The organism is Streptomyces sp. NPDC056231 (assembly GCF_048270745.1).
Classification (GTDB): Bacteria; Actinomycetota; Actinomycetes; order Streptomycetales; family Streptomycetaceae; genus Streptomyces.
This window is the reverse complement of record NZ_JBLVKW010000042.1, coordinates 1-17,527: the sequence shown is the minus strand read 5'-3', so window position 1 is coordinate 17,527 and position 17,527 is coordinate 1. Positions and strand designations below refer to the sequence as shown.

The 17,527-nt window shown below is 69.8% G+C and carries 20 protein-coding genes and 1 pseudogene; 12 read left to right on the top strand and 9 right to left on the bottom strand.

The annotated features are described in order from the left end of the window. Positions 1-191: 191 nt before the first annotated feature. A complete protein-coding gene (locus tag ACNPQM_RS27235) occupies positions 192-803 on the bottom strand; it encodes a TetR/AcrR family transcriptional regulator (RefSeq protein WP_358859758.1) in 612 nt (203 codons plus the stop codon). Positions 804-903: 100 nt separating this feature from the next. Here ACNPQM_RS27235 and ACNPQM_RS27230 point away from each other — a divergent pair, with 100 nt between their 5' ends. Continuing rightward, positions 904-2,367, top strand: coding sequence for an MFS transporter (locus ACNPQM_RS27230; protein WP_418086069.1), 1,464 nt, complete (start codon positions 904-906; stop codon positions 2,365-2,367). Positions 2,368-2,565: 198 nt separating this feature from the next. Then, on the top strand, positions 2,566-3,168 hold the full coding sequence (locus ACNPQM_RS27225; protein ID WP_418086068.1) for a hypothetical protein: 603 nt from the start codon (positions 2,566-2,568) through the stop codon (positions 3,166-3,168). Positions 3,169-3,377: 209 nt separating this feature from the next. On the opposite strand, the gene sodN is transcribed toward ACNPQM_RS27225, so the two are convergent. Further along, the gene (gene sodN, locus ACNPQM_RS27220) at positions 3,378-3,773 is read right to left on the bottom strand and encodes a superoxide dismutase, Ni (protein WP_266981604.1); all 396 of its coding nucleotides are present in this window, start codon (positions 3,771-3,773) and stop codon (positions 3,378-3,380) included. 154 nt (positions 3,774-3,927) lie between these two features. On the opposite strand from sodN, the gene sodX reads away from it, so the two are divergent. Next, positions 3,928-4,374 carry a nickel-type superoxide dismutase maturation protease gene (gene sodX / locus ACNPQM_RS27215; protein ID WP_418086067.1) on the top strand — a complete coding sequence of 149 codons (447 nt, stop codon included), beginning with the start codon at positions 3,928-3,930 and terminating at the stop codon, positions 4,372-4,374. On the opposite strand, the gene ACNPQM_RS27210 is transcribed toward sodX, so the two are convergent. Beyond that, a complete protein-coding gene (locus tag ACNPQM_RS27210; RefSeq protein ID WP_418086066.1) occupies positions 4,278-4,907 on the bottom strand; it encodes a CGNR zinc finger domain-containing protein in 630 nt (209 codons plus the stop codon). The genes sodX and ACNPQM_RS27210 overlap by 97 nt on opposite strands. Positions 4,908-5,002: 95 nt before the next feature. Here ACNPQM_RS27210 and ACNPQM_RS27205 point away from each other — a divergent pair, with 95 nt between their 5' ends. From ACNPQM_RS27205 to ACNPQM_RS27195, 3 genes are all read left to right on the top strand, one after another. After that, on the top strand, positions 5,003-5,764 hold the full coding sequence (locus ACNPQM_RS27205; protein WP_418086065.1) for a class I SAM-dependent methyltransferase: 762 nt from the start codon (positions 5,003-5,005) through the stop codon (positions 5,762-5,764). A 148-nt stretch (positions 5,765-5,912) separates the two neighbouring features. Further along, complete coding sequence (locus tag ACNPQM_RS27200) at positions 5,913-6,401, top strand: SigE family RNA polymerase sigma factor (RefSeq protein ID WP_358859764.1); 489 nt, start codon at positions 5,913-5,915, stop codon at positions 6,399-6,401. Continuing rightward, the gene (locus ACNPQM_RS27195; protein ID WP_418086064.1) at positions 6,398-7,165 is read left to right on the top strand and encodes a hypothetical protein; all 768 of its coding nucleotides are present in this window, start codon (positions 6,398-6,400) and stop codon (positions 7,163-7,165) included. The genes ACNPQM_RS27200 and ACNPQM_RS27195 overlap by 4 nt, the downstream gene beginning before the upstream one ends. Before the next feature lie 84 nt (positions 7,166-7,249). Here the strand turns inward: ACNPQM_RS27195 and ACNPQM_RS27190 are convergent, their stop codons facing one another. The 3 genes from ACNPQM_RS27190 to ACNPQM_RS27180 are packed head-to-tail and all read right to left on the bottom strand — an operon-like array spanning position 7,250 to position 9,948. After that, positions 7,250-8,011, bottom strand: a complete 762-nt coding sequence (locus ACNPQM_RS27190; RefSeq protein WP_358859766.1) for an amino acid ABC transporter ATP-binding protein — start codon at positions 8,009-8,011, stop codon at positions 7,250-7,252. Continuing rightward, positions 8,008-8,958: an amino acid ABC transporter permease gene (locus ACNPQM_RS27185; protein ID WP_418086063.1), complete on the bottom strand. Its 951-nt coding sequence runs from the start codon at positions 8,956-8,958 to the stop codon at positions 8,008-8,010. The genes ACNPQM_RS27190 and ACNPQM_RS27185 overlap by 4 nt, the downstream gene beginning before the upstream one ends. Positions 8,959-8,985: 27 nt before the next feature. Further along, positions 8,986-9,948 carry an ABC transporter substrate-binding protein gene (locus ACNPQM_RS27180; protein WP_418086062.1) on the bottom strand — a complete coding sequence of 321 codons (963 nt, stop codon included), beginning with the start codon at positions 9,946-9,948 and terminating at the stop codon, positions 8,986-8,988. Positions 9,949-10,471: 523 nt separating this feature from the next. On the opposite strand from ACNPQM_RS27180, the gene ACNPQM_RS27175 reads away from it, so the two are divergent. The 4 genes from ACNPQM_RS27175 (at position 10,472) to ACNPQM_RS27160 (ending at position 13,887) form a co-directional block, all read left to right on the top strand. Next, the gene (locus ACNPQM_RS27175; protein WP_418086061.1) at positions 10,472-11,695 is read left to right on the top strand and encodes an NAD(P)-dependent malic enzyme; all 1,224 of its coding nucleotides are present in this window, start codon (positions 10,472-10,474) and stop codon (positions 11,693-11,695) included. Positions 11,696-11,884: 189 nt separating this feature from the next. Beyond that, positions 11,885-12,850, top strand: coding sequence for a zinc-binding dehydrogenase (locus ACNPQM_RS27170; protein WP_358859770.1), 966 nt, complete (start codon positions 11,885-11,887; stop codon positions 12,848-12,850). Between the two features lie 246 nt (positions 12,851-13,096). Next, a complete protein-coding gene (locus ACNPQM_RS27165; protein ID WP_014154112.1) occupies positions 13,097-13,306 on the top strand; it encodes a sigma factor-like helix-turn-helix DNA-binding protein in 210 nt (69 codons plus the stop codon). Next, positions 13,306-13,887 (top strand): Clp protease N-terminal domain-containing protein, encoded by a 582-nt coding sequence (locus tag ACNPQM_RS27160; RefSeq protein ID WP_418086060.1) that lies wholly within the window; start codon positions 13,306-13,308, stop codon positions 13,885-13,887. Before ACNPQM_RS27165 ends, ACNPQM_RS27160 begins: the two co-directional genes overlap by 1 nt. Before the next feature lie 41 nt (positions 13,888-13,928). Here ACNPQM_RS27160 and ACNPQM_RS27155 read toward each other — a convergent pair whose 3' ends face one another. Together ACNPQM_RS27155 and ACNPQM_RS27150 are read right to left on the bottom strand one after the other, a co-directional pair. Continuing rightward, positions 13,929-14,915 (bottom strand): helix-turn-helix transcriptional regulator, encoded by a 987-nt coding sequence (locus ACNPQM_RS27155; protein ID WP_418086059.1) that lies wholly within the window; start codon positions 14,913-14,915, stop codon positions 13,929-13,931. A 1-nt stretch (position 14,916) separates the two neighbouring features. Further along, entirely contained in the window at positions 14,917-15,774 is an 858-nt protein-coding gene (locus ACNPQM_RS27150; protein ID WP_358862661.1) for a DUF4097 family beta strand repeat-containing protein, read from the bottom strand. Between the two features lie 153 nt (positions 15,775-15,927). Between ACNPQM_RS27150 and ACNPQM_RS27145 the strand changes: the two genes are divergently transcribed. Beyond that, the gene (locus tag ACNPQM_RS27145; protein ID WP_418086058.1) at positions 15,928-16,749 is read left to right on the top strand and encodes a hypothetical protein; all 822 of its coding nucleotides are present in this window, start codon (positions 15,928-15,930) and stop codon (positions 16,747-16,749) included. Positions 16,750-16,809: 60 nt separating this feature from the next. Here ACNPQM_RS27145 and ACNPQM_RS27140 read toward each other — a convergent pair whose 3' ends face one another. Further along, positions 16,810-16,989, bottom strand: coding sequence for a DUF6104 family protein (locus ACNPQM_RS27140; RefSeq protein WP_023586593.1), 180 nt, complete (start codon positions 16,987-16,989; stop codon positions 16,810-16,812). Positions 16,990-17,202: 213 nt separating this feature from the next. Between ACNPQM_RS27140 and ACNPQM_RS27135 the strand changes: the two are divergent. Beyond that, positions 17,203-17,460 (top strand): annotated as a pseudogene (locus ACNPQM_RS27135) (hypothetical protein); the annotation flags it as partial. Between the last annotated feature and the right edge of the window lie 67 nt (positions 17,461-17,527).

The following is a 17,527-nucleotide window of genomic DNA, read 5'->3' as shown; positions in this document are numbered from 1 at the left end:
CCGGTCCGATGGCACATGCGCACAGAAACGCCCTGGGGCTCGTGGGACCCCGCCCCGCGGTCCGAGGTCGCCCGCCGCTTCTCCCTACGGTGAGTGGGCGACTGCTGCGCCGCAGTTGTGGCGGACACCGCGCCGATGGCTGGGCCGCGGTTCCCGCGGACACCGGGCGCTCCCGCCCGGCGCGCACCGCGTCACCTCACGTACACGCCCGCCCGCGCCGCGGCTGCCGCGGCCTCGGCGGCGAGATCGGCGGCCGCCGCGTCGAGGGGCGCGCCGCTGGCCAGTAGCCGGTAGTAGAGCGGGGCCGAGACCGCGCGGATCACCTCGTCGGGGTCCGTGCCCGCGGGCAGCTCGCCGCGTTCCAGGGCCGCGGTGACGCAGCCCGCCCACTCCTCGACGCGGATCGCGTAGAAGCGGTGCAGGGACTCGGCGGTGCGCGGGTCGCACGTCGCAGCGGCGATCACCGACGTGAAGAGCGGGCCCTGGCGCGGGTCGGTCAGGGTCTTCACCACGAGCAGCGCATTGGCCCTGAGGTCCTCGATCAGTGAACCCGTGTCCGTCCGGGGAGAGGACTGCTCGGCCATGTCGTCGAGCAGATCGGCGATGAGACCGGTGGGGGTGGACCAGCGCCGGTAGACGGTGGTCTTGCCGACCCCCGCACGGCGGGCGACATCGGCGAGGTCGAGGCCGTCGAAGCCGTGCTCGACCAGTGCGTCGCCCGCCGCCCGCAGGACGGATTCCCGGACCCGGGCGGTCCGTCCACCGGGCCGGACGGTGCCTGGCTCCACGCCCTCAGAAGTCATAACGGGTCTCCAGTTCCATTAGACAGGCTTCTCCTGCTACGGTGATCCCACCTTAACGGAACCACGGAACCGTTAAAACTCCTGCCTGAGAAAGGCACTCATGTCCGCACCCAGCGCAACCCCGTCACCAACGGTCGAAGCCGCCGCCGCACAGCCCGGGATCCGCATGACCGGGCGGCAGAAGCTCGTCCTCACCCTTCTTCTCGGCGCCCAGTTCATGATCGCCGTGGACTTCTCGATCCTGAACGTCGCACTGCCGGTCGTCGGCAAGGGGCTCGGCTTCTCCCTCGCCGGCCTCCAGTGGATCGCGACCGCCTTCGCACTCGCCGCGGCCGGCTTCACGCTCCTCTTCGGGCGCGTCGCTGACATCGTCGGGCGCAAGCGGCTGTTCCTCGGCGGGATGGCCGTCCTCGGCGCCTCCTCCCTCCTCGGCGGACTCGCCGCCTCGCCCGAAGTCCTGCTCTCCGCGCGCGTGCTGCAGGGTCTGGCCACCGCGGCCGTCACTCCGGCCGGGCTCGCCCTGCTGACTACGGCCTTCAAGGAGGGCCCGCTGCGCGAACGCGCCCTCGGTCTCAACGGCGCCCTGATGTCGGCCGGGTTCACCGCGGGAGCCATTCTCGGCGGACTCCTCACCGACCTGCTCTCCTGGCGCTGGGCGTTCTTCATCAACGCCCCCGTCGCCCTGGTCGTCCTCGTTCTCGCTCCGTCCGTCATCACCGACTCCCGGCCCACCGAGCGGCCCAGGCTCGACATCCCCGGCGCCGTGACCGTCACCGGCGGACTCCTCGCCCTCGTCTACGGACTCACCCAGGCCGGTGAGACCGGCTGGACCACCCCCGCCACCCTGGCCGCACTCCTCGCAGGTGCCGCTCTTCTCGTCACCTTCTGGTTCGTCGAGAAGCGGGCCGCGACGCCCCTCGTACCGGTACGGATCCTGACGCGACGCAGCGTCATCTGGGGCAACGCGGCGGGACTGATCGCCTTCGCCACCGAGACCTCCCTCGTCTTCCTCCTCACCCTCTACCTGCAGGAAGTCCTCGGCTACTCGCCCCTCACCACCGGATTCGCCTTCGGGGTCCTGGGTCTGGGCACCGTCATCGGCGGCACCCTCGGCGGCCGCGCCGTCGGCCGCCACGGGGCCCGGACCACCATCGTCGGCGGCGGCATCGTCCAGGCCGCCGCCACGCTCACCCTGGTCGCCCTCGGCACCTCCGGCGCCTGGATCTGGCTCCTCCTCGCCGCTACCTTCATCGGTGGCATCGGCAACATGCTGATGATCGTCGGCTTCATGGTCACCGCCACCTCCGGCCTCCCCGACACCGAACAGGGCCTGGCCACCGGCCTCGCCACGATGACCCAGCAGGTCGGCATCACCATGGGCATCCCGGTGATGAGCGCCGTCGTCGCCGCCCGGATGGCCTCGCTCGGCGACACCGGACCCACCGGCGTCCTGTCCGGAGTCGCGGTCGCGATCCTGGTCAACTCCGCGCTGGCGCTGATGGGTTCGCTGCTGGCCGGTGCGTTCCTGGGAACCAGGCGGCGCGCGGGAGTCGCTGGCCGGTGACCACCCGTGCGGACCCGCCGAACCAGGGAGCTGCCGGGCCGTCCGCCCGGCAACTCCCTGTCCCGTTCAGCGACATCGTGGTCGCTGCCCGCTTTGTGGGGACCCACTGGAAGACTGCGATCCTCAACAGGTTCCGTAGGAATCCGAGCGGGGGCGTTCTCACCGCGTCCGGTCGTTCGCTTGGTAGGGCTGGGGAAGATGTCCGAAGTTGAAGTGACGACCGCGGAGCTGGCCGAGGTCAGCCCCGCTGGGAGGGCGGTCATCGCGTCGCTCGCCCTGCACAGGGTCTCGCTGTTCCCGATGGAGGGCGAATTCTCCGATCTTTTTCCCGGTTCGGAGGCATTCCTCCAGCGGGCCGTGGCCGTCTCCAGGACCCTGGCCTCGGGAGAGCCGGCCACGGATGAACTCGCGGAAGTTCTGGAGGTGTACAACGAGCTCGTCGAGCCCGACGGCGAGCACATCGACGAACCGGACGGCCCGGGTGCCTGGGGAATGGACGTCCTGGACATCGCAGGCTACGTCCTCGAAGCGTGGGGCGATCCGGATTCCAGCGCTGAAACGGTCGCGGACGCCCTGGATGCGATGCATTCCTTCGCGGACGCCCTGGAAGAGATGATCCCCGTGGTGAGGGACGGCGACGATCCTGCGGACCTCCGCGAACTGGAGATCCAGCGCCAGGTCGCCGATGTCCGCGCGGTCACCGCCCGGGGCGGCATGGACGCAGCGGCCATCGACCGCCTCTATGCGGCATCGCTACCGCTCGCGCATGCCTATCGGGAGCGGATCGGCCTGCTTCCGTAGCGTGAGCGGTGAACTGAGGCGGGCCGTGGCGTCATGACGCTCCGCGATGTCCACACAGGACGAGTGGCGCATGATGGCTCACTGCCCGCCGGGCGAAGAAGACCGCACCCGGTCCGTGAAGGACACCGTTCTTGGCGGCCTGCGGACCGGGTGCGGACAGGTAGACCAAGCGACCAAAGGAATCGCAGGTCAACTGGCACGATCGAAGATCAGGCCTTCTTGGTCTCCCAGAAGATCTTGTCGATCTCGGCGATGTAGTCCAGCGCCTTCTGGCCCGTCGCCGGGTCCGTGGAGGCCTTCGCGGCCGACAGCGCCTTGAGGGCGTCGTTGACCAGCTGGTGCAGCTCCGGGTACTTCTCGAAGTGCGGGGGCTTGAAGTAGTCGCTCCACAGCACCGAGATGTGGTGCTTCGCAAGCTCGGCGCGCTGCTCCTTGATGACCACCGCACGGGCCCGGAAGTGCGGGTCCTCGTTGGCCTGGTACTTCTCCTGGACGGCCTTGACGGACTCCGCCTCGATGCGGGCCTGGGCCGGGTCGTACACGCCGCAGGGCAGGTCGCAGTGGGCGCTGACCTTCACCTTGGGGGCAAACAGGCGGGAAAGCATTGAGCTGTCCTTCCTCGTGATCGTCTTCTCAGGTGGGACATTACTCCGTGAGGGACGTGTTTTCGTGGGTGCCCCCATGGGCTTAGGCCAAAAGTCCAAGGTGAGTATGGGGCCAGTGGTCGAATGCACGGAACGGACCGGGGAGGTACCGGAGATGCCGGAGGTACCGGAGTTGGCGCAGGGGCCCGTGCGGGGCATGGCGGGGCGGCTGCGGTTCCAGGTGGTGGAGGTGACAGGGCCGTCGATGGTGCCCACGCTCTATCACGGGGACTGGCTGCTCGTGCAGTACGGGGCGCCGGTGCGCCCCGGTGACGTGGTCGTCCTGCGCCACCCTTTCCAACAGGACCTGTTGGTCGTCAAGCGGGCCACCGAGCGCCGCGCGGGCGGCTGGTGGGTGCTGGCCGACAACACGTTCGCGGGCGGGGACAGCACGGACTACGGGACGGTGCCCGAAGAGCTGGTGCTGGCCCGGGTCCGGGCCCGCTACCGGCCGCTGAGGAAGGATCAGCGTTCGGTCCGCACGGTGCTGGCCTGGGCGGTCTCCGCGCTGCGGCCGGTGTCGGCGGCGCGCTCCGTCTCCAGGCGCTTGCGGGCCCGGTAGGCGGCCACATTGGCGCGGGTCGCGCAGCGGTCCGAGCAGTAGCGACGCGACCGGTTGGTCGAGGTGTCGAGGTACGCGTTGCGGCAGGGCGCGGCCTCGCAGAGCCCGAGCCGGTCCACCCCGTACGACGTGAGGTGGAAGGCGAGACCCATCGCCGCGATGGCGGCGTAGCCGGCCGTCGCGTTCGAGGGGTGGTCGGCAAGGTGCATGTGCCAGTCCGGTTTTCCGTCCGCGTCACGGGTGTCGTGGCCGGAGATCTGCGGGCTGACCGGGAACTCCAGCAGCAGCGAGTTCAACAGGTCGACGGCGAGCGTCTCGTCGCCGATGTCGGCCGCCTCGAAAACGGCGCGCAGCCGGGCCCGTACCGACCGGAAGCGGGTCACGTCCGCGTCGGTGGCGCGCCTCGCCGCCTGCCCGTTGGCGCCGAACAGATCGCGGACCGCCTCGACGGAGGTGAGGACGTCGTTGTTGCGGGCCGGCTCCTCGGTGTTGACCAGGTGCACCGCATAGTCCGAGTAATAGGCCAGTTCCACTTGTAGTCCTTACAGGGTCGGTCTAAGGTCTGGATACGGTGACCGGTGTAACGGTCGTTTCTGCTTCGAGGGTATTACGTAGTGGAGGGGTTCGGGTGACGGAGACATCGACGGGCACTGACTGGCAGGCCTGGCAGCAGAGCTGGGACCGGCAGCAGGAGTGGTACATGCCCGACCGCGAGGAACGGTTCCGGGTGATGCTGGACATGGTCGAGGCCTTCGTCGGGCCCCGGCCGAGGGTGCTCGACCTCGCGTGCGGTACGGGAAGTATTACGGATCGGCTCCTCAAGCGGTTCCCCGAGGCGACCAGTACCGGCGTCGACCTCGACCCGGCGCTGCTCGCCATCGCCCGCGGTTCCTTCGCCGGCGACGAGCGCGTCACCTTCGTCACGGCCGACCTCAAGGACCGCGCCTGGGTCGACCGGCTGCCGTACGACACCTACGACGCCGTCCTCACCGCCACCGCCCTGCACTGGCTGCACAGCGAACCGCTCGCCACGCTCTACGGGCAGCTCAGCGGACTCGTCAGTGACGGCGGGGTGTTCATGAACGCCGATCACATGATCGACACCGACACCCCCCGTATCAACGCGGCCGAACGCGCCCACCGTCACGCCGGGATGGACCGGGCCAAGGCCGCAGGAGCCCTCGACTGGGCGGACTGGTGGGCCCTCGCGGCCAAGGACCCGGTCCTGGCCGGACCGACCGCCGAGCGGTACGAGATCTACGGCGAGCACTCGGACGGCGACATGCCGTCCGTGCGGTGGCACGCGGACACCCTGCGCGCCGCGGGCTTCGGCGAGGCACGGGCCGTCTGGGCCTCCCCGTCGGACGCCCTGGTGCTCGCCGTGAAGTAAGGGCTGCACCATGCGTCACATGGGGCGGTACGGACTCCGGTCCGTACCGCCCCGAACTTTTCCGCCCCTGCTGCAACCCGCCGCGCACCCTGGCGCACTGGAAGGGTGAGACGGTCCGCACCCGCGGACCCGGGAAGGGGCGCCGACGATGCGGATCGATGACGAAGCCGCGCTGCACGCCTTCGTCGAGGGCAGACGTACGGCACTGTTCCGCAGCGCCTATCTGCTCTGTGGTGACCGGCACGAGGCCGAGGACCTGGTCCAGTCGACCCTCGTGAAGGTCGTGCTCGGCGGGCGGCGGCACGGGCGGCTGGACAACATCGAGGCGTACGCGCGCAAGACGCTGGTCAACACCTTCATCGCCGCCCGCCGCCGGTTCTGGCGGCGCGAGGAGGCGTACGGCGAACTGCCCGACCGCGCGGGCCGGTCGCCCGACCCGGACACCGGCCTTGCGATACGGGCGGCCCTCGCCCGGCTCACGGCCAAGCAGCGGGCCGTTCTGGTGCTGCGGTACTGGGAGGACCTGAGCGTCGAGGCCACGGCCGACATGCTCGGGATGCGGGAGAACACGGTCAAGAGCCACGCGGCTCGGGGGTTGGCGGCGCTGCGCGCCGAGATGGCGGAGGAATACGTATGAGCGACGTCAGGGAGCTGCTGGGGCGGGCTGCCGAGCATGCGGGGCAGCCGGTCATCAGCACCGAAGGGGTGTACGCGAAGGCCGCCCGGGTGCGGTGGCGGCGCCGGGCCACGGTCGCGGCGGCCGCGTTCGCCGTGGTCACGGCCGGAGCGGTCGCGGTCCCGGGGCTGACCGCGCAGCCGAAGGAGGAGCAGGCCTCGGTGGCTGCGTCCGCCGAACCGGCCGGCAGCAGCGGCCGGGCGAAGAAGCTCGTCGAGCTGTTGCCCAAGGGGGTGGGCTCGGTCGAGCAGGTCTCACTCGCCGTGATCATCAAGCACGCGACCCCGCAGCAGGCCAAGGAGCACCCGGTGGGGCCGCTGGACGGGCAGTACGCCGTCCGCAGGGACGGGGGCGTCGGCTACCTCGTCATCCGTGCCATGAGCGGCGAGCAGGTCCGCAAGAAGTTCGGCGGATTCGCTCCCGCCGACGACCTCTGCAAGCCGGCCACCGGGCCGCGCCCGACCGGCTGCGTACGCGAGGAACTGCCGGACGGCCGGGTGTTGACCATCTGGAGCGACTCGATGGACTACGGCGACGGTACGCCGAAGTGGGGCTTCGAACTCGTCGGCCGGCTCACGTTGAAGGACGGCGGGGTGCTGGCCGTCCGGGACAGCACCGGCTTCCGGGCCGACACCTCGCAGGGGCCGCTGCTCAAGAACACCCCGCTGACGCGCGCCCAGCTGCGCTCGCTGATGCTGAGCCCGGAGCTGCTGCCGAATCAGTAGCCCGGCGGGGGATACGGGGACACGAGAGAGGGCGGTACGGACCGGAGTCCGTACCGCCCTCGTGACATTCCCGCGCCGGTCGGGCTAAAGCACCTTCGACAGGAACGACTTCGTCCGGTCGTGCTGCGGGTTCGTCAGTACGTCGCGAGGGTGGCCCGACTCGACCACCACGCCGTCGTCCATGAAGACCAGCGCATCGCCGACCTCCCGGGCGAAGCCCATCTCATGGGTCACGACGACCATCGTCATGCCGTCCTCCGCGAGCCCGCGCATGACGTCCAGGACGTCGCCCACCAGCTCCGGGTCGAGCGCCGATGTCGGCTCGTCGAAGAGCATCAGCTTCGGCTCCATGGCCAGGGCGCGGGCGATCGCCACCCGCTGCTGCTGACCGCCGGAGAGCTGCGACGGGTAGTTCTTCGCCTTGTCGGCCAGGCCGACCCGGTCCAGCAACTGCTCCGCGCGGGCCCGGGCAACGGCCTTCGCCTCGCCCTTGACCTGTACCGGGGCCTCCATGACGTTCTCGATGGCCGTCATGTGCGGGAAGAGGTTGAACCGCTGGAACACCATGCCGATGTCCCGGCGCTTCAGGGCGACCTCGGCGTCCTTGAGCTCGTAGAGCTTGTCGCCCTTCTGGCGGTAGCCCACCAGATCGCCGTCGACGTAGAGCCGGCCGGCGTTGATCTGCTCCAGGTGGTTGATGCACCGCAGGAACGTCGACTTGCCGGAACCGGACGGGCCGATCAGGCAGAAGACCTCCCGCGGGGCGACCTCCAGGTCGATGCCCTTGAGGATGTGTGCGGCGCCGAAGGACTTGTGGACGCCTTCGGCCTTCACCATGGCGGTCATGCCATACCTCCCGAGGGACGGCCCAGGGACAGCAGGTTGGCCCGGATCTTCTGTATGGGGGTCGGCGGCAGGCTGCGGCTCGACCCGCGCGCGTAGTACCGCTCCAGGTAGAACTGGCCCACGGTCAGCACCGACGTCATGATCAGGTACCAGGCCGCGGCGAGGAAGTACATCTCCACCGGGGCTCCGGACGACGATCCGATGTCCTGGGCGTACCGGAACAGTTCGGTGAACTGCACCGCGGACACGAGCGACGTCGTCTTCAGCATGTTGATGACTTCGTTGCCCGTCGGCGGCACGATCACCCGCATCGCCTGCGGGATCACGATGCGCCGCAGCGTCTTGCCGTGGCTCATGCCCAGCGCGTGCGACGCCTCCGTCTGGCCCTCGTCGACCGAGAGCAGACCGGCACGGCAGATCTCCGCCATGTAGGCGGCCTCGTTGAGGCCCAGGCCGAGCAGCGCCGTCAGCAGCGGCGTCATGAAGCTCGACCAGTAGTCCTTGTAGATCGGCCCGAGGTTGATGTACTCGAAGACCAGACCCAGGTTGAACCAGACGAACAGCTGGACGAGGACCGGGGTGCCGCGGAAGAACCAGATGTAGAACCACGCGATGGACGAGGTCACCGGGTTCTTGGAGAGCCGCATCACCGCGAGCAGGATGCCCCCGACGATTCCGATGACCATCGACAGTGCGGTCAGCAGCAGGGTCTGGCCGACACCCCTGATGATCCGGTCGTCGAAGAAGTAGTCGGGGACGGCGCCCCAGTTGATCTTGCCCTGCGAGAAGGCGTAGATGATCGCGACGAGCGCGGCGATGGCGATGACCGCCGAGACGTACCGGCCGTAGTGCCGGACCGGGATGGCCTTGATGGCCTCCGGACCGGCCGCCGGAGAGGGGGGGACGGGCGGCCCGTCGGCCGGACCCGTCTTCTCGATGTCAGTCACAGGTGAGCCTTTCAGTGCAGGGCCCGGTCAGGATCCGCCGTTGATCTTGGCCTCGGTGACCGCTCCGGCCTCCACGCCCCACTTCGCGATGATCTTTCCGTACTCGCCGTTCTTGATCAGCGCGTCCAGGGCCGCCTGGACGGCCTTGGTGAGCTGGTCGTTGCCCTTGGCGATGGCGATGCCGTACGGAGCGGCTTCGACCTGCTCGCCGACGATCTGGAAGTCCTTGCCGCCACCCGAGGTCTTCACCGCGTACGCGGCCACCGGGAAGTCGGAGGAGACGGCGTCGACGCCACCGCTGCGCAGCCGGGTCTGGGCCTCCAGGTCCGTGTCGTACGACTCGATCGAGATCGTCTTGCCGCCCGCGCACTTCTTGGCCTCGGCCTTGGCGAGGTCGTGCGAGACGGTGCCGCGCTGCACGGCGATCTTCTTGCCGCAGAGGTCGGACCAGGTCTTGATGCCCTTGTCGTCACCCTTCTTGGTGTAGATCGAGACACCGGCGGAGAAGTAGTCGACGAAGTCGACGCCCTCGCCGACCTTCTTCTTCGTCGTGGAGTCGATGCCTTCCTGGCGGTCCTTGGTGTCGGTCATGGCCGACATCGCCAGCTGGTAGCGCTTGGCGCGCAGGCCCGAGATCAGCGTGTCGAACGTGCCGTTCTCGAACTCGAACTTCACGCCGAGCTCCTTGCCCAGCGCGGCGCCGAGGTCGGGGTCGATGCCGACGACGTTGCCGGACTTGTCCTTGAATTCGACCGGCGGGTACGCGATGTCCGAGCCGACCTTGATGACGCCCTTGGCCTTGATGTCCTGCGGCAGGAGGTCGGCGGGAGAGGAGGCCCCGGAGGTGCTCTTCGTCGGCTCGGACGCCTGCGTTCCGCTCTTGGTCTGGTCGCCGCAGGCGGTCAGCAGCATGGTGCCGGCGACCGCGATGGCGCAGACCGCTGCAATCCGGGACTTCGCGGTCGTACGACGGGTGGTGCGTGCGGTCATGATCGGGTTCCTCCGGCGGGTGAGGGTGGAGTTGCCAGGCGGTATGGCACACATAGTCGGATGTCGCCGCCTCGTATGGTTACGGCATCTTGCCATTCGGACTAGCCCAAACAGGGGGCCAGTCATGTCAAAATCGGGTAACGGGCGATCCCCGAACCTCAGCGGGCCGGTACATCAAGGCCGGACCTTCTACGAGGTTTTTTCTTCCGGCCGGAAAATTTTCGGCGCGTCTCGACTGGTGGACGGATAACTGGTTGATTAGTCGACTTGTCCAGATATTCGACTATGAGGCATGTCACCGCGTCGATTTGAACTCGTCCGGGATGCGGTCTGTCCGGTAAGAAAGACCTTTACACCCCTCATCCGGGGCTCAGGGCGCGTGTGCGGCGCGCCCGCGCGTACGTACCTCCCCCTGTCGGAGCGGGCCAACCGCTCAGCGCAGGGAACGGACGCGGTGCCCGCCCACCCCTCCTCAACCAGGAGTGGCCACCCTCAGACAAAGAAGACTTAAGGGGTCATCACCATGGCAGCGGAGATCGTCAATCCTCGCAGCGACAGCACGACTGACAGCAATACCGGGAGCGCCACCGATGAGCCGTTCGACGCGGCCTTCGCGCTCCACCGCGGCGGGAAGATGGCCGTGCAGGCCACCGTCCCGCTGCGTGACAAGGATGATTTGTCCCTCGCGTACACACCGGGCGTCGCCAAGGTGTGCAGCGCCATCGCGGAGAATCCCGAGCTGGTTCACGACTACACCTGGAAGTCGCAGGTCGTCGCCGTCGTGACGGACGGCACCGCGGTGCTCGGGCTGGGGGACATCGGACCGGAGGCGTCCTTGCCCGTGATGGAAGGCAAGGCGATCCTCTTCAAGCAGTTCGGCGGGGTCGACGCGGTGCCGATCGCGCTCGCGACGACCGATGTGGACGAGATCGTGGAGACGGTCGTCCGGCTCGCACCGTCGTTCGGAGGGGTGAATCTGGAAGACATCTCGGCGCCCCGCTGCTTCGAGATCGAGCGCAGGCTGCAGGAGCGGCTCGACATTCCGGTCTTCCACGACGACCAGCACGGTACGGCCGTGGTGACCCTGGCAGCGCTGCGCAATGCCGCGAAGCTGTCCGGGCGGACCCTCGGTGACCTGCGCGGCGTCATCTCCGGCGCGGGGGCGGCAGGGGTGGCCATCGCCAAGTTCCTGCTGGAGGCGGGGCTCGGTGACGTCGCCGTGGCCGACCGCAAGGGGATCGTCAGCCGGGACCGCGAGGACCTGACCGACGTCAAGCGTGAGCTCGCGGAGATCACCAACAAGGCAGGCATCTCCGGCTCGCTGGAGACGGCACTGGTCGGCGCTGACCTCTTCATCGGCGTCTCCGGCGGTACGGTGCCGGAGTCGGCGGTCGCGTCGATGGCGCCCGGTGCGTTCGTCTTCGCCATGGCCAACCCGGACCCGGAGGTCCACCCCGACATCGCGCACAAGTACGCGGCGGTCGTGGCGACGGGCCGGTCGGACTACCCGAACCAGATCAACAACGTGCTGGCCTTCCCCGGCATCTTCGCCGGTGCGCTGCAGGTGCGGGCGTCCCGCATCACCGAGGGCATGAAGATCGCCGCGGCGACTGCGCTGGCGGATGTGGTGGGGGACGAACTGGCGGCGGACTACGTGATTCCCTCGCCGTTCGACGAGCGGGTTGCTCCCGCGGTGACGGCCGCGGTTGCCGCGGCGGCACGCGCGGAGGGTGTGGCGCGCCGCTGAGGTGAGCCCGGGGCGGGGCGGGGCGGACCCGCGTCCCGCCCCTTCCCGAACCGGGGCCCGGCCCCGGGCCCCGCGTCTCGAATGCCGGCGAGGCTGAACGATGCCCGCGCCCGCCGGGTACGGCCACGCGGGCCACGTCACACCCCTTGCCGGTTCCGCCGCATCCGCCTCGCGCCTAGTGTCGGGGCCATGTTCGCCGCCTACGCAGCCCGTATCGACCGCGACCACCCCCTCACCGGCCTCGAGCTGGGCGAGCGCCCGGCCCCCGAGGCGCGCCCCGGCTGGACCACCGTCAATGTCCGGGCCGCTTCTCTCAACCATCACGACCTCTGGTCGCTCCGTGGCGTCGGTCTCGCCGAGGACAAGCTGCCGATGATCCTCGGCTGCGACGCGGCCGGGATCGACGAGGACGGCAACGAGGTCGTCCTGCACTCCGTCATCGGCCAGACCGGACACGGTGTCGGCCCGGACGAGCCCCGGTCCATCCTCACCGAGCGCTACCAGGGCACCTTCGCCGAGCAGGTCACCGTGCCCAGCTGGAATGTGCTGCCCAAGCCGAAGGAGCTCACCTTCGAGCAGGCCGCCTGTCTGCCGACCGCCTGGCTCACCGCGTACCGGATGCTCTTCACCAATGCGGGAGTGCGGCCCGGTGACTCCGTCCTCGTCCAGGGCGCGGGCGGTGGTGTCGCGACCGCCGCGATCGTCCTCGGCAAGGCTGCCGGGCTGCGGATCCATGCCACCAGCCGCGACGAGGCCAAGCGCAAGAGGGCCGTCGAGCTCGGTGCGATCGAGGCGTACGAGCCCGGCGCGCGGCTGCCGCAGCGCGTCGATGCCGTCATCGAGACGGTCGGCGCGGCCACCTGGTCCCACTCGGTGAAGTCGCTGCGCCCCGGTGGCACCCTGGTCATCTCCGGCGCGACCAGCGGCGACCGGCCCTCGCACGCCGAGCTGACCCGGATCTTCTTCCTGGAGCTGAAGGTCGTCGGTTCGACGATGGGGTCCAAGGACGAGCTGGAGGACCTGCTGGCGTTCTGTGCGACGACCGGAGTGCGGCCCGTCATCGACGAGGTTCTGCCGTTGGACCGCGCCCGCGAGGGGTTCGAGCGGCTTGCCTCGGGCGATCAGTTCGGAAAGATCGTACTCACCACATCCTGAAGTTCCGCTCTCTGACGCCGAGATGATGATGTGTCAGTCCTGCTGATGAGATCTGCCGCCATGCGTGCCGTAGGGGCCGCATGGCGGCAGTTGTCGTTTCGCCGACGCGTGCAGGCCGGCCCGCAGCAGGTCATCGCCGAAGGCCTCGCTCGATCCGTGCGCGCCCCGCCCTTTTGCCGGCGGCGCGCGGTGCGGATCGTGTCAACCCTGGTTGACATGGCGACCGTGTCAATGTAAGTTGACATCATGACCGAAGCAACGGATCTCGCCGCACGCGCCGGCGACCGCGACCCGCGCGTCGGATTGCGAGCCGTCGCCGCCCTGCGGCGGCTGCTGGAGCAGCTCGAAGCCGTACAAGTCAGAAGCGCTCGCGTCCAGGGCTGGTCGTGGCAGGAGATCGCCGCCGAACTGGGCGTCAGCCGACAGGCCGTCCATAAGAAGTACGGGAGGCATTGATGTTCGAGCGATTCGCCAGTGGTGCCCGCGCCGTCGTGACCGGTGCCGTGGACCAGGCCAAGAAGACCGGCTCCGACTCCGTCTCCGAGGAGCACATGCTGCTCGCCCTGCTCGATCAGCAGGGCAGCCGGGCCGCCTTCGCCGTCGCAGCCCTCGGACTGGCCGACCGCCGCGCCTCGGTGGTGACGGCGCTTGCCGAGGCCCGTCGGCGGGGCGGGCTGACCAAGGCCGACACGGACGCACTCGCCGGCATCGGCATCGATGTGACGGAGATCGTCACCCGGATCGAGGACGCCCACGGTGAGGGCGCCCTGGCCGCGGACCGGAAGGGCCGCCGCGGGCGGTCCGGGCGGCCCCCCTTTGCCCGGGGCGCAAAGACGATTCTGGAGAAGTCCCTGCGGGTCGCGGTGGGGCGCGGTGACCGGTTCATCGGCGAGGAACACATCCTGCTGGCGTTCACCGTCACACCCGGTGTGGTCGCCGATGTGCTGGCGGAGCACGGGGCGACGCACGAGGCGGTCACCCGCGCGCTGTACGGGGAGGGTGCCGGGGGAGCCGAGGGGCAGGAGAAGGCGGGGTAGGGATGCGGTGGCCGGGCCGGGGGCATGCCCCCGGCCCCGGCTCACTCCTCGGCGCCGGCGCCCTTCCGTAGGAGCGCGCCGATGCGGGCCGCCGCCGTCGACAGATGGCGGCGGGCCTCCACCAGCTGGTCCTCGGTGACGCCCCGGTCGCGGGCCGCGTCGCGGATGTCGTCCCGGAAGCGGTCGAGCAGGCGGTCCAGGTCGCGGGCCGGGTCGCCCGTCGTGCCCGTCTCCTTGCCCCATTCGGGGTCGGCGGCCGCCGGTTCGGGCTTGGTGTACGAGGGCCGGCCGGTCGTCCCGGTGTATCCGGCCAGGCGGCCGGTGATCTCGGCCAGCCCCTCCCGTACGCCGGTGGGCCAGTCACCCCGGGCGAAGTGCTCCTGGACCTGCCGGGCCGCGTTCTGCATCTGCTCGCGCGCCTTCTCCTGGGCCTCCTTGGCCTGGCGACGCGCCTGCTGGGCGTCCTCGCGGGCCCGGCGGGACTCGTCCTTCGCCCGGCGGGCCTGCTCCTTCCACTCCTGCTTGGCCTTGCGCAGCTCCTCCTTGGCGGTGCGCCAGGCCTCGCTGTCGCCGAAGTCCGTGAAGTCGCCGAACGGGGAGCCCCGGTCGCTCTTCGCGCCGGTCCCGGTGCCGGAGGTGTGCCGGGTCTCGCCGGCTGCCGCGCGCATCTCGCTGCGCAGCTTCCCCGCCGCGCCCCGCACGTCGTCCCGCATCTCGGCGGCCAGTTCGGAGACCGACTCGCGGATCTCCAGCTCCAGATCGGCCAGTTCGCCGCCGCGGTCCGCCAGTTCCGCGCGGCCCGCATCGGTGATCGAGTAGACCTTGCGGCCGCCCTCGGTGGCATGCGTGACGAGACCCTCGGCCTCCAGCTTGGCCAGGCGCGGATAGACGGTGCCCGCCGACGGTGCGTACAGGCCGTGGAAACGTTCCTCCAGGATCCGGATCACCTCGTAGCCGTGACGGGGTGCCTCGTCCAGGAGTTTCAGCAGGTAGAGGCGGAGCCGCCCATGGGCGAATACGGAGGGCATGTCAGAGCACCTTTCCGGTCGACTCGGCGTCGTACGGATCGTCCTCGGCCGGTGGGCGGCGCAGCAGGGCTATCGACCCCGACACGGTCGTGGCCCTCAGCGTTCCGGTTCCTGCGCCGAGCGTCCCGGTGATGCGCTTCGCACCCCACTGGCCGCCGACCCGTAGATCTTCGAAGCTGTTGGAGACGGCGCCGCTGGCCGTGTTGGCCTCGACCGTCGCGTCCGCCGGGTGCGGCAGCCGGATGGCGACCTCGCCGGAGACCGTGGTCAGCCGGATGTCCGTGGGCTTCCCGGTCGGGTCCAGGTCCAGCACCATGTTGCCGCTGACAGATTCGGCCCGTACCGCCGCCCCGGCGCCCTCGACGACCGTCAGATCGCCGGAGACCGACTTGAAGCGGAGCTCCCCGGTGACGGACTGGGCCTCCACATTGCCGGAGACCGTGTCCGCGCGGACCGTGCCGCCGAGGCCGACGAGCGTGGCGTCGCCGGTGATGCCGCGCACGTCCGTACGTCCCCGGATGCCCGAGACCAGTGCTCCGGCACCGACCGTGCCGAGCTCCACGGTCGACCCGGCCGGCACGGCGAGCGAGACCACCGCGCTGCGGTGCCGCCCCTTGTGGTCGAACCACTTCAGGAAGCCGTGCCAGGGCAGGTCCTCGTAGGCGACCGTGAGGATGCCGTCCTTCTGCGTCACATTGAGCGGCGGGCCCTCGATCGCGGAGACCTCCAGCCGCGCGGTCGGCTCCTCGGTGCCGACGACGTTGACGGTGCCGTTGACGATGCGCACGCTCAGTGCCGTCACCGGGTCGTCGAAGGTGAGCTTCTGGGGCTCGGCGATGGCCCACGTCGACACAGGCATGGATCTGACCTCCCGGGAGGGCGCCATGACGCAACATATCGCGTCTCTTGAAGAACACGATATATCGCGGATCGAGAAAGTCAAGGGTGGGTGGGCCGGCCTGGGTCGATCAAATGGCCCTGAATGTGGGCAAATTGCCCTACGGTGTAGGGCATGAACGCGACATCACCCGTGGGTGCGCTCCTGCTCTGCCGGGCCGAACCCGACTCCGTACGGCCGGTGGCCCATCTGCTGCGCGAACGCATGCTGCTCGCGCCCGCGGGTGACGGGTGGAGCGTCCTCGTGCCGGAGGGAAAGCCCTGGCAGGACGGGGAAGAAGGGGATCAGCCGGTCGACAGTGTGGTGGGCGGCTGGGCCACCGCGCTCGCGGTCGGCTCCGCCTGGCCGGTTCTCGCACTGTGGTGGGACGGAGACCGGGCCGGCTGCACGCTCGCGTCCGACTTCCGACGGCCCGTCGGATACGTCTGGCTGGCGGACGGGACTCCGGCGGGTGAGGACGAGGCGATGCGTACGTTTGCCGCGCGGCTCGGGCTCGACCCCGTCCTGGACATTCAGCGGCTCGAAACGCTGACCCGCCCGGATCCCGACGCGGACGCCCGCACCCGGCTGCGCGGTCTTCTCGCCGTACTCACCCGAATCGGACTGACCCTCCCGGCCGGCCTCGATCCCGGCGAACCCGCCGATCGGCTGCACGCCTCGGCCGGCAGCAGGCCCGGATCCGAGCGGATCGCCTGGGCGGGCTGGCGAGACGCCGTGAAGATCGAACTCCACGCGGTCGAGAGCGGCAGACTCGGCCCGTGGCTCCGAGGCCCCAAGGCGCGTGCGCTCGCCACCGCCCAGCTCGCCGCGGGAGTACCGCTCGTCGCCTGGGGGATCGGGCGCCGCAGCGGAGGGTGGGCGTTCGCGGGAGCGCTGCTGATCGTGCACGGGGCACTCGGTCTTGCGTACGACCGGATCCGGGCCGACGGTTGCTGATCCGGGAGGAGGGGGCTGATCCGGGCCGACGGGGCCCGGCGGACGCCCCTGGGCGTCGCCCTATTCCTCGTCCTCGTCGTCCAGCCGGGCCAGCCAGGTGGCGAGGCGCTCGACGGGCACCTCGAAATCGGGATTGAGGTCGACGAACGTACGCAGCTGCTCGGCGAGCCACTCGAAAGTGACCTCCTCCTCGCCGCGCCGCTTCTCCAGCTCCTCGATGCCACGGTCGGTGAAGTACATGGCCGCAAGTTTAATGCCTGGTGACAGCCCCCAGGGGGCTGGGAGCGCGAGCGCCGGGACCCTCGGCGGGGGCGACGGAATCCGGCCGGGAAACACCCGAGAACCGGCGCGCCCGGCCCCGGCGTCCTGACGGATGTGCATCGCATCGATCGCGTACTGCCGTTAACCTGCGGGGAGTTCGGGGAACGGGGGTGTCATGAGTGACAGCGGACGGAGTCCGCGGCGGCCCTGATGGAATCGGTCATCGCGCGTGCCATCGAGGCACTCGGCCGTACTCATCCGCTCAGCCTGTCCGCCCGGATCGCGTACGCGGCGGATCTGCGCGGCACCCGGGACCGGCAGCGGGCCGACAAGGTGGAGAGCGAAGCGCTGGGCGACCTGGTCTCGGCGCTGGGGGCACAGCACGTGCACACGGTCTCGGCGCGTTCGCGCAACCGGCCCTTCTGGGATTTCGAGCCGCAGCCGATCTGACGTCCTGCCGGAGGCCGCCGCACCCCGTACAGGCCGGAGGGCCCGGCCCCGCGATCACTCGCGGGGC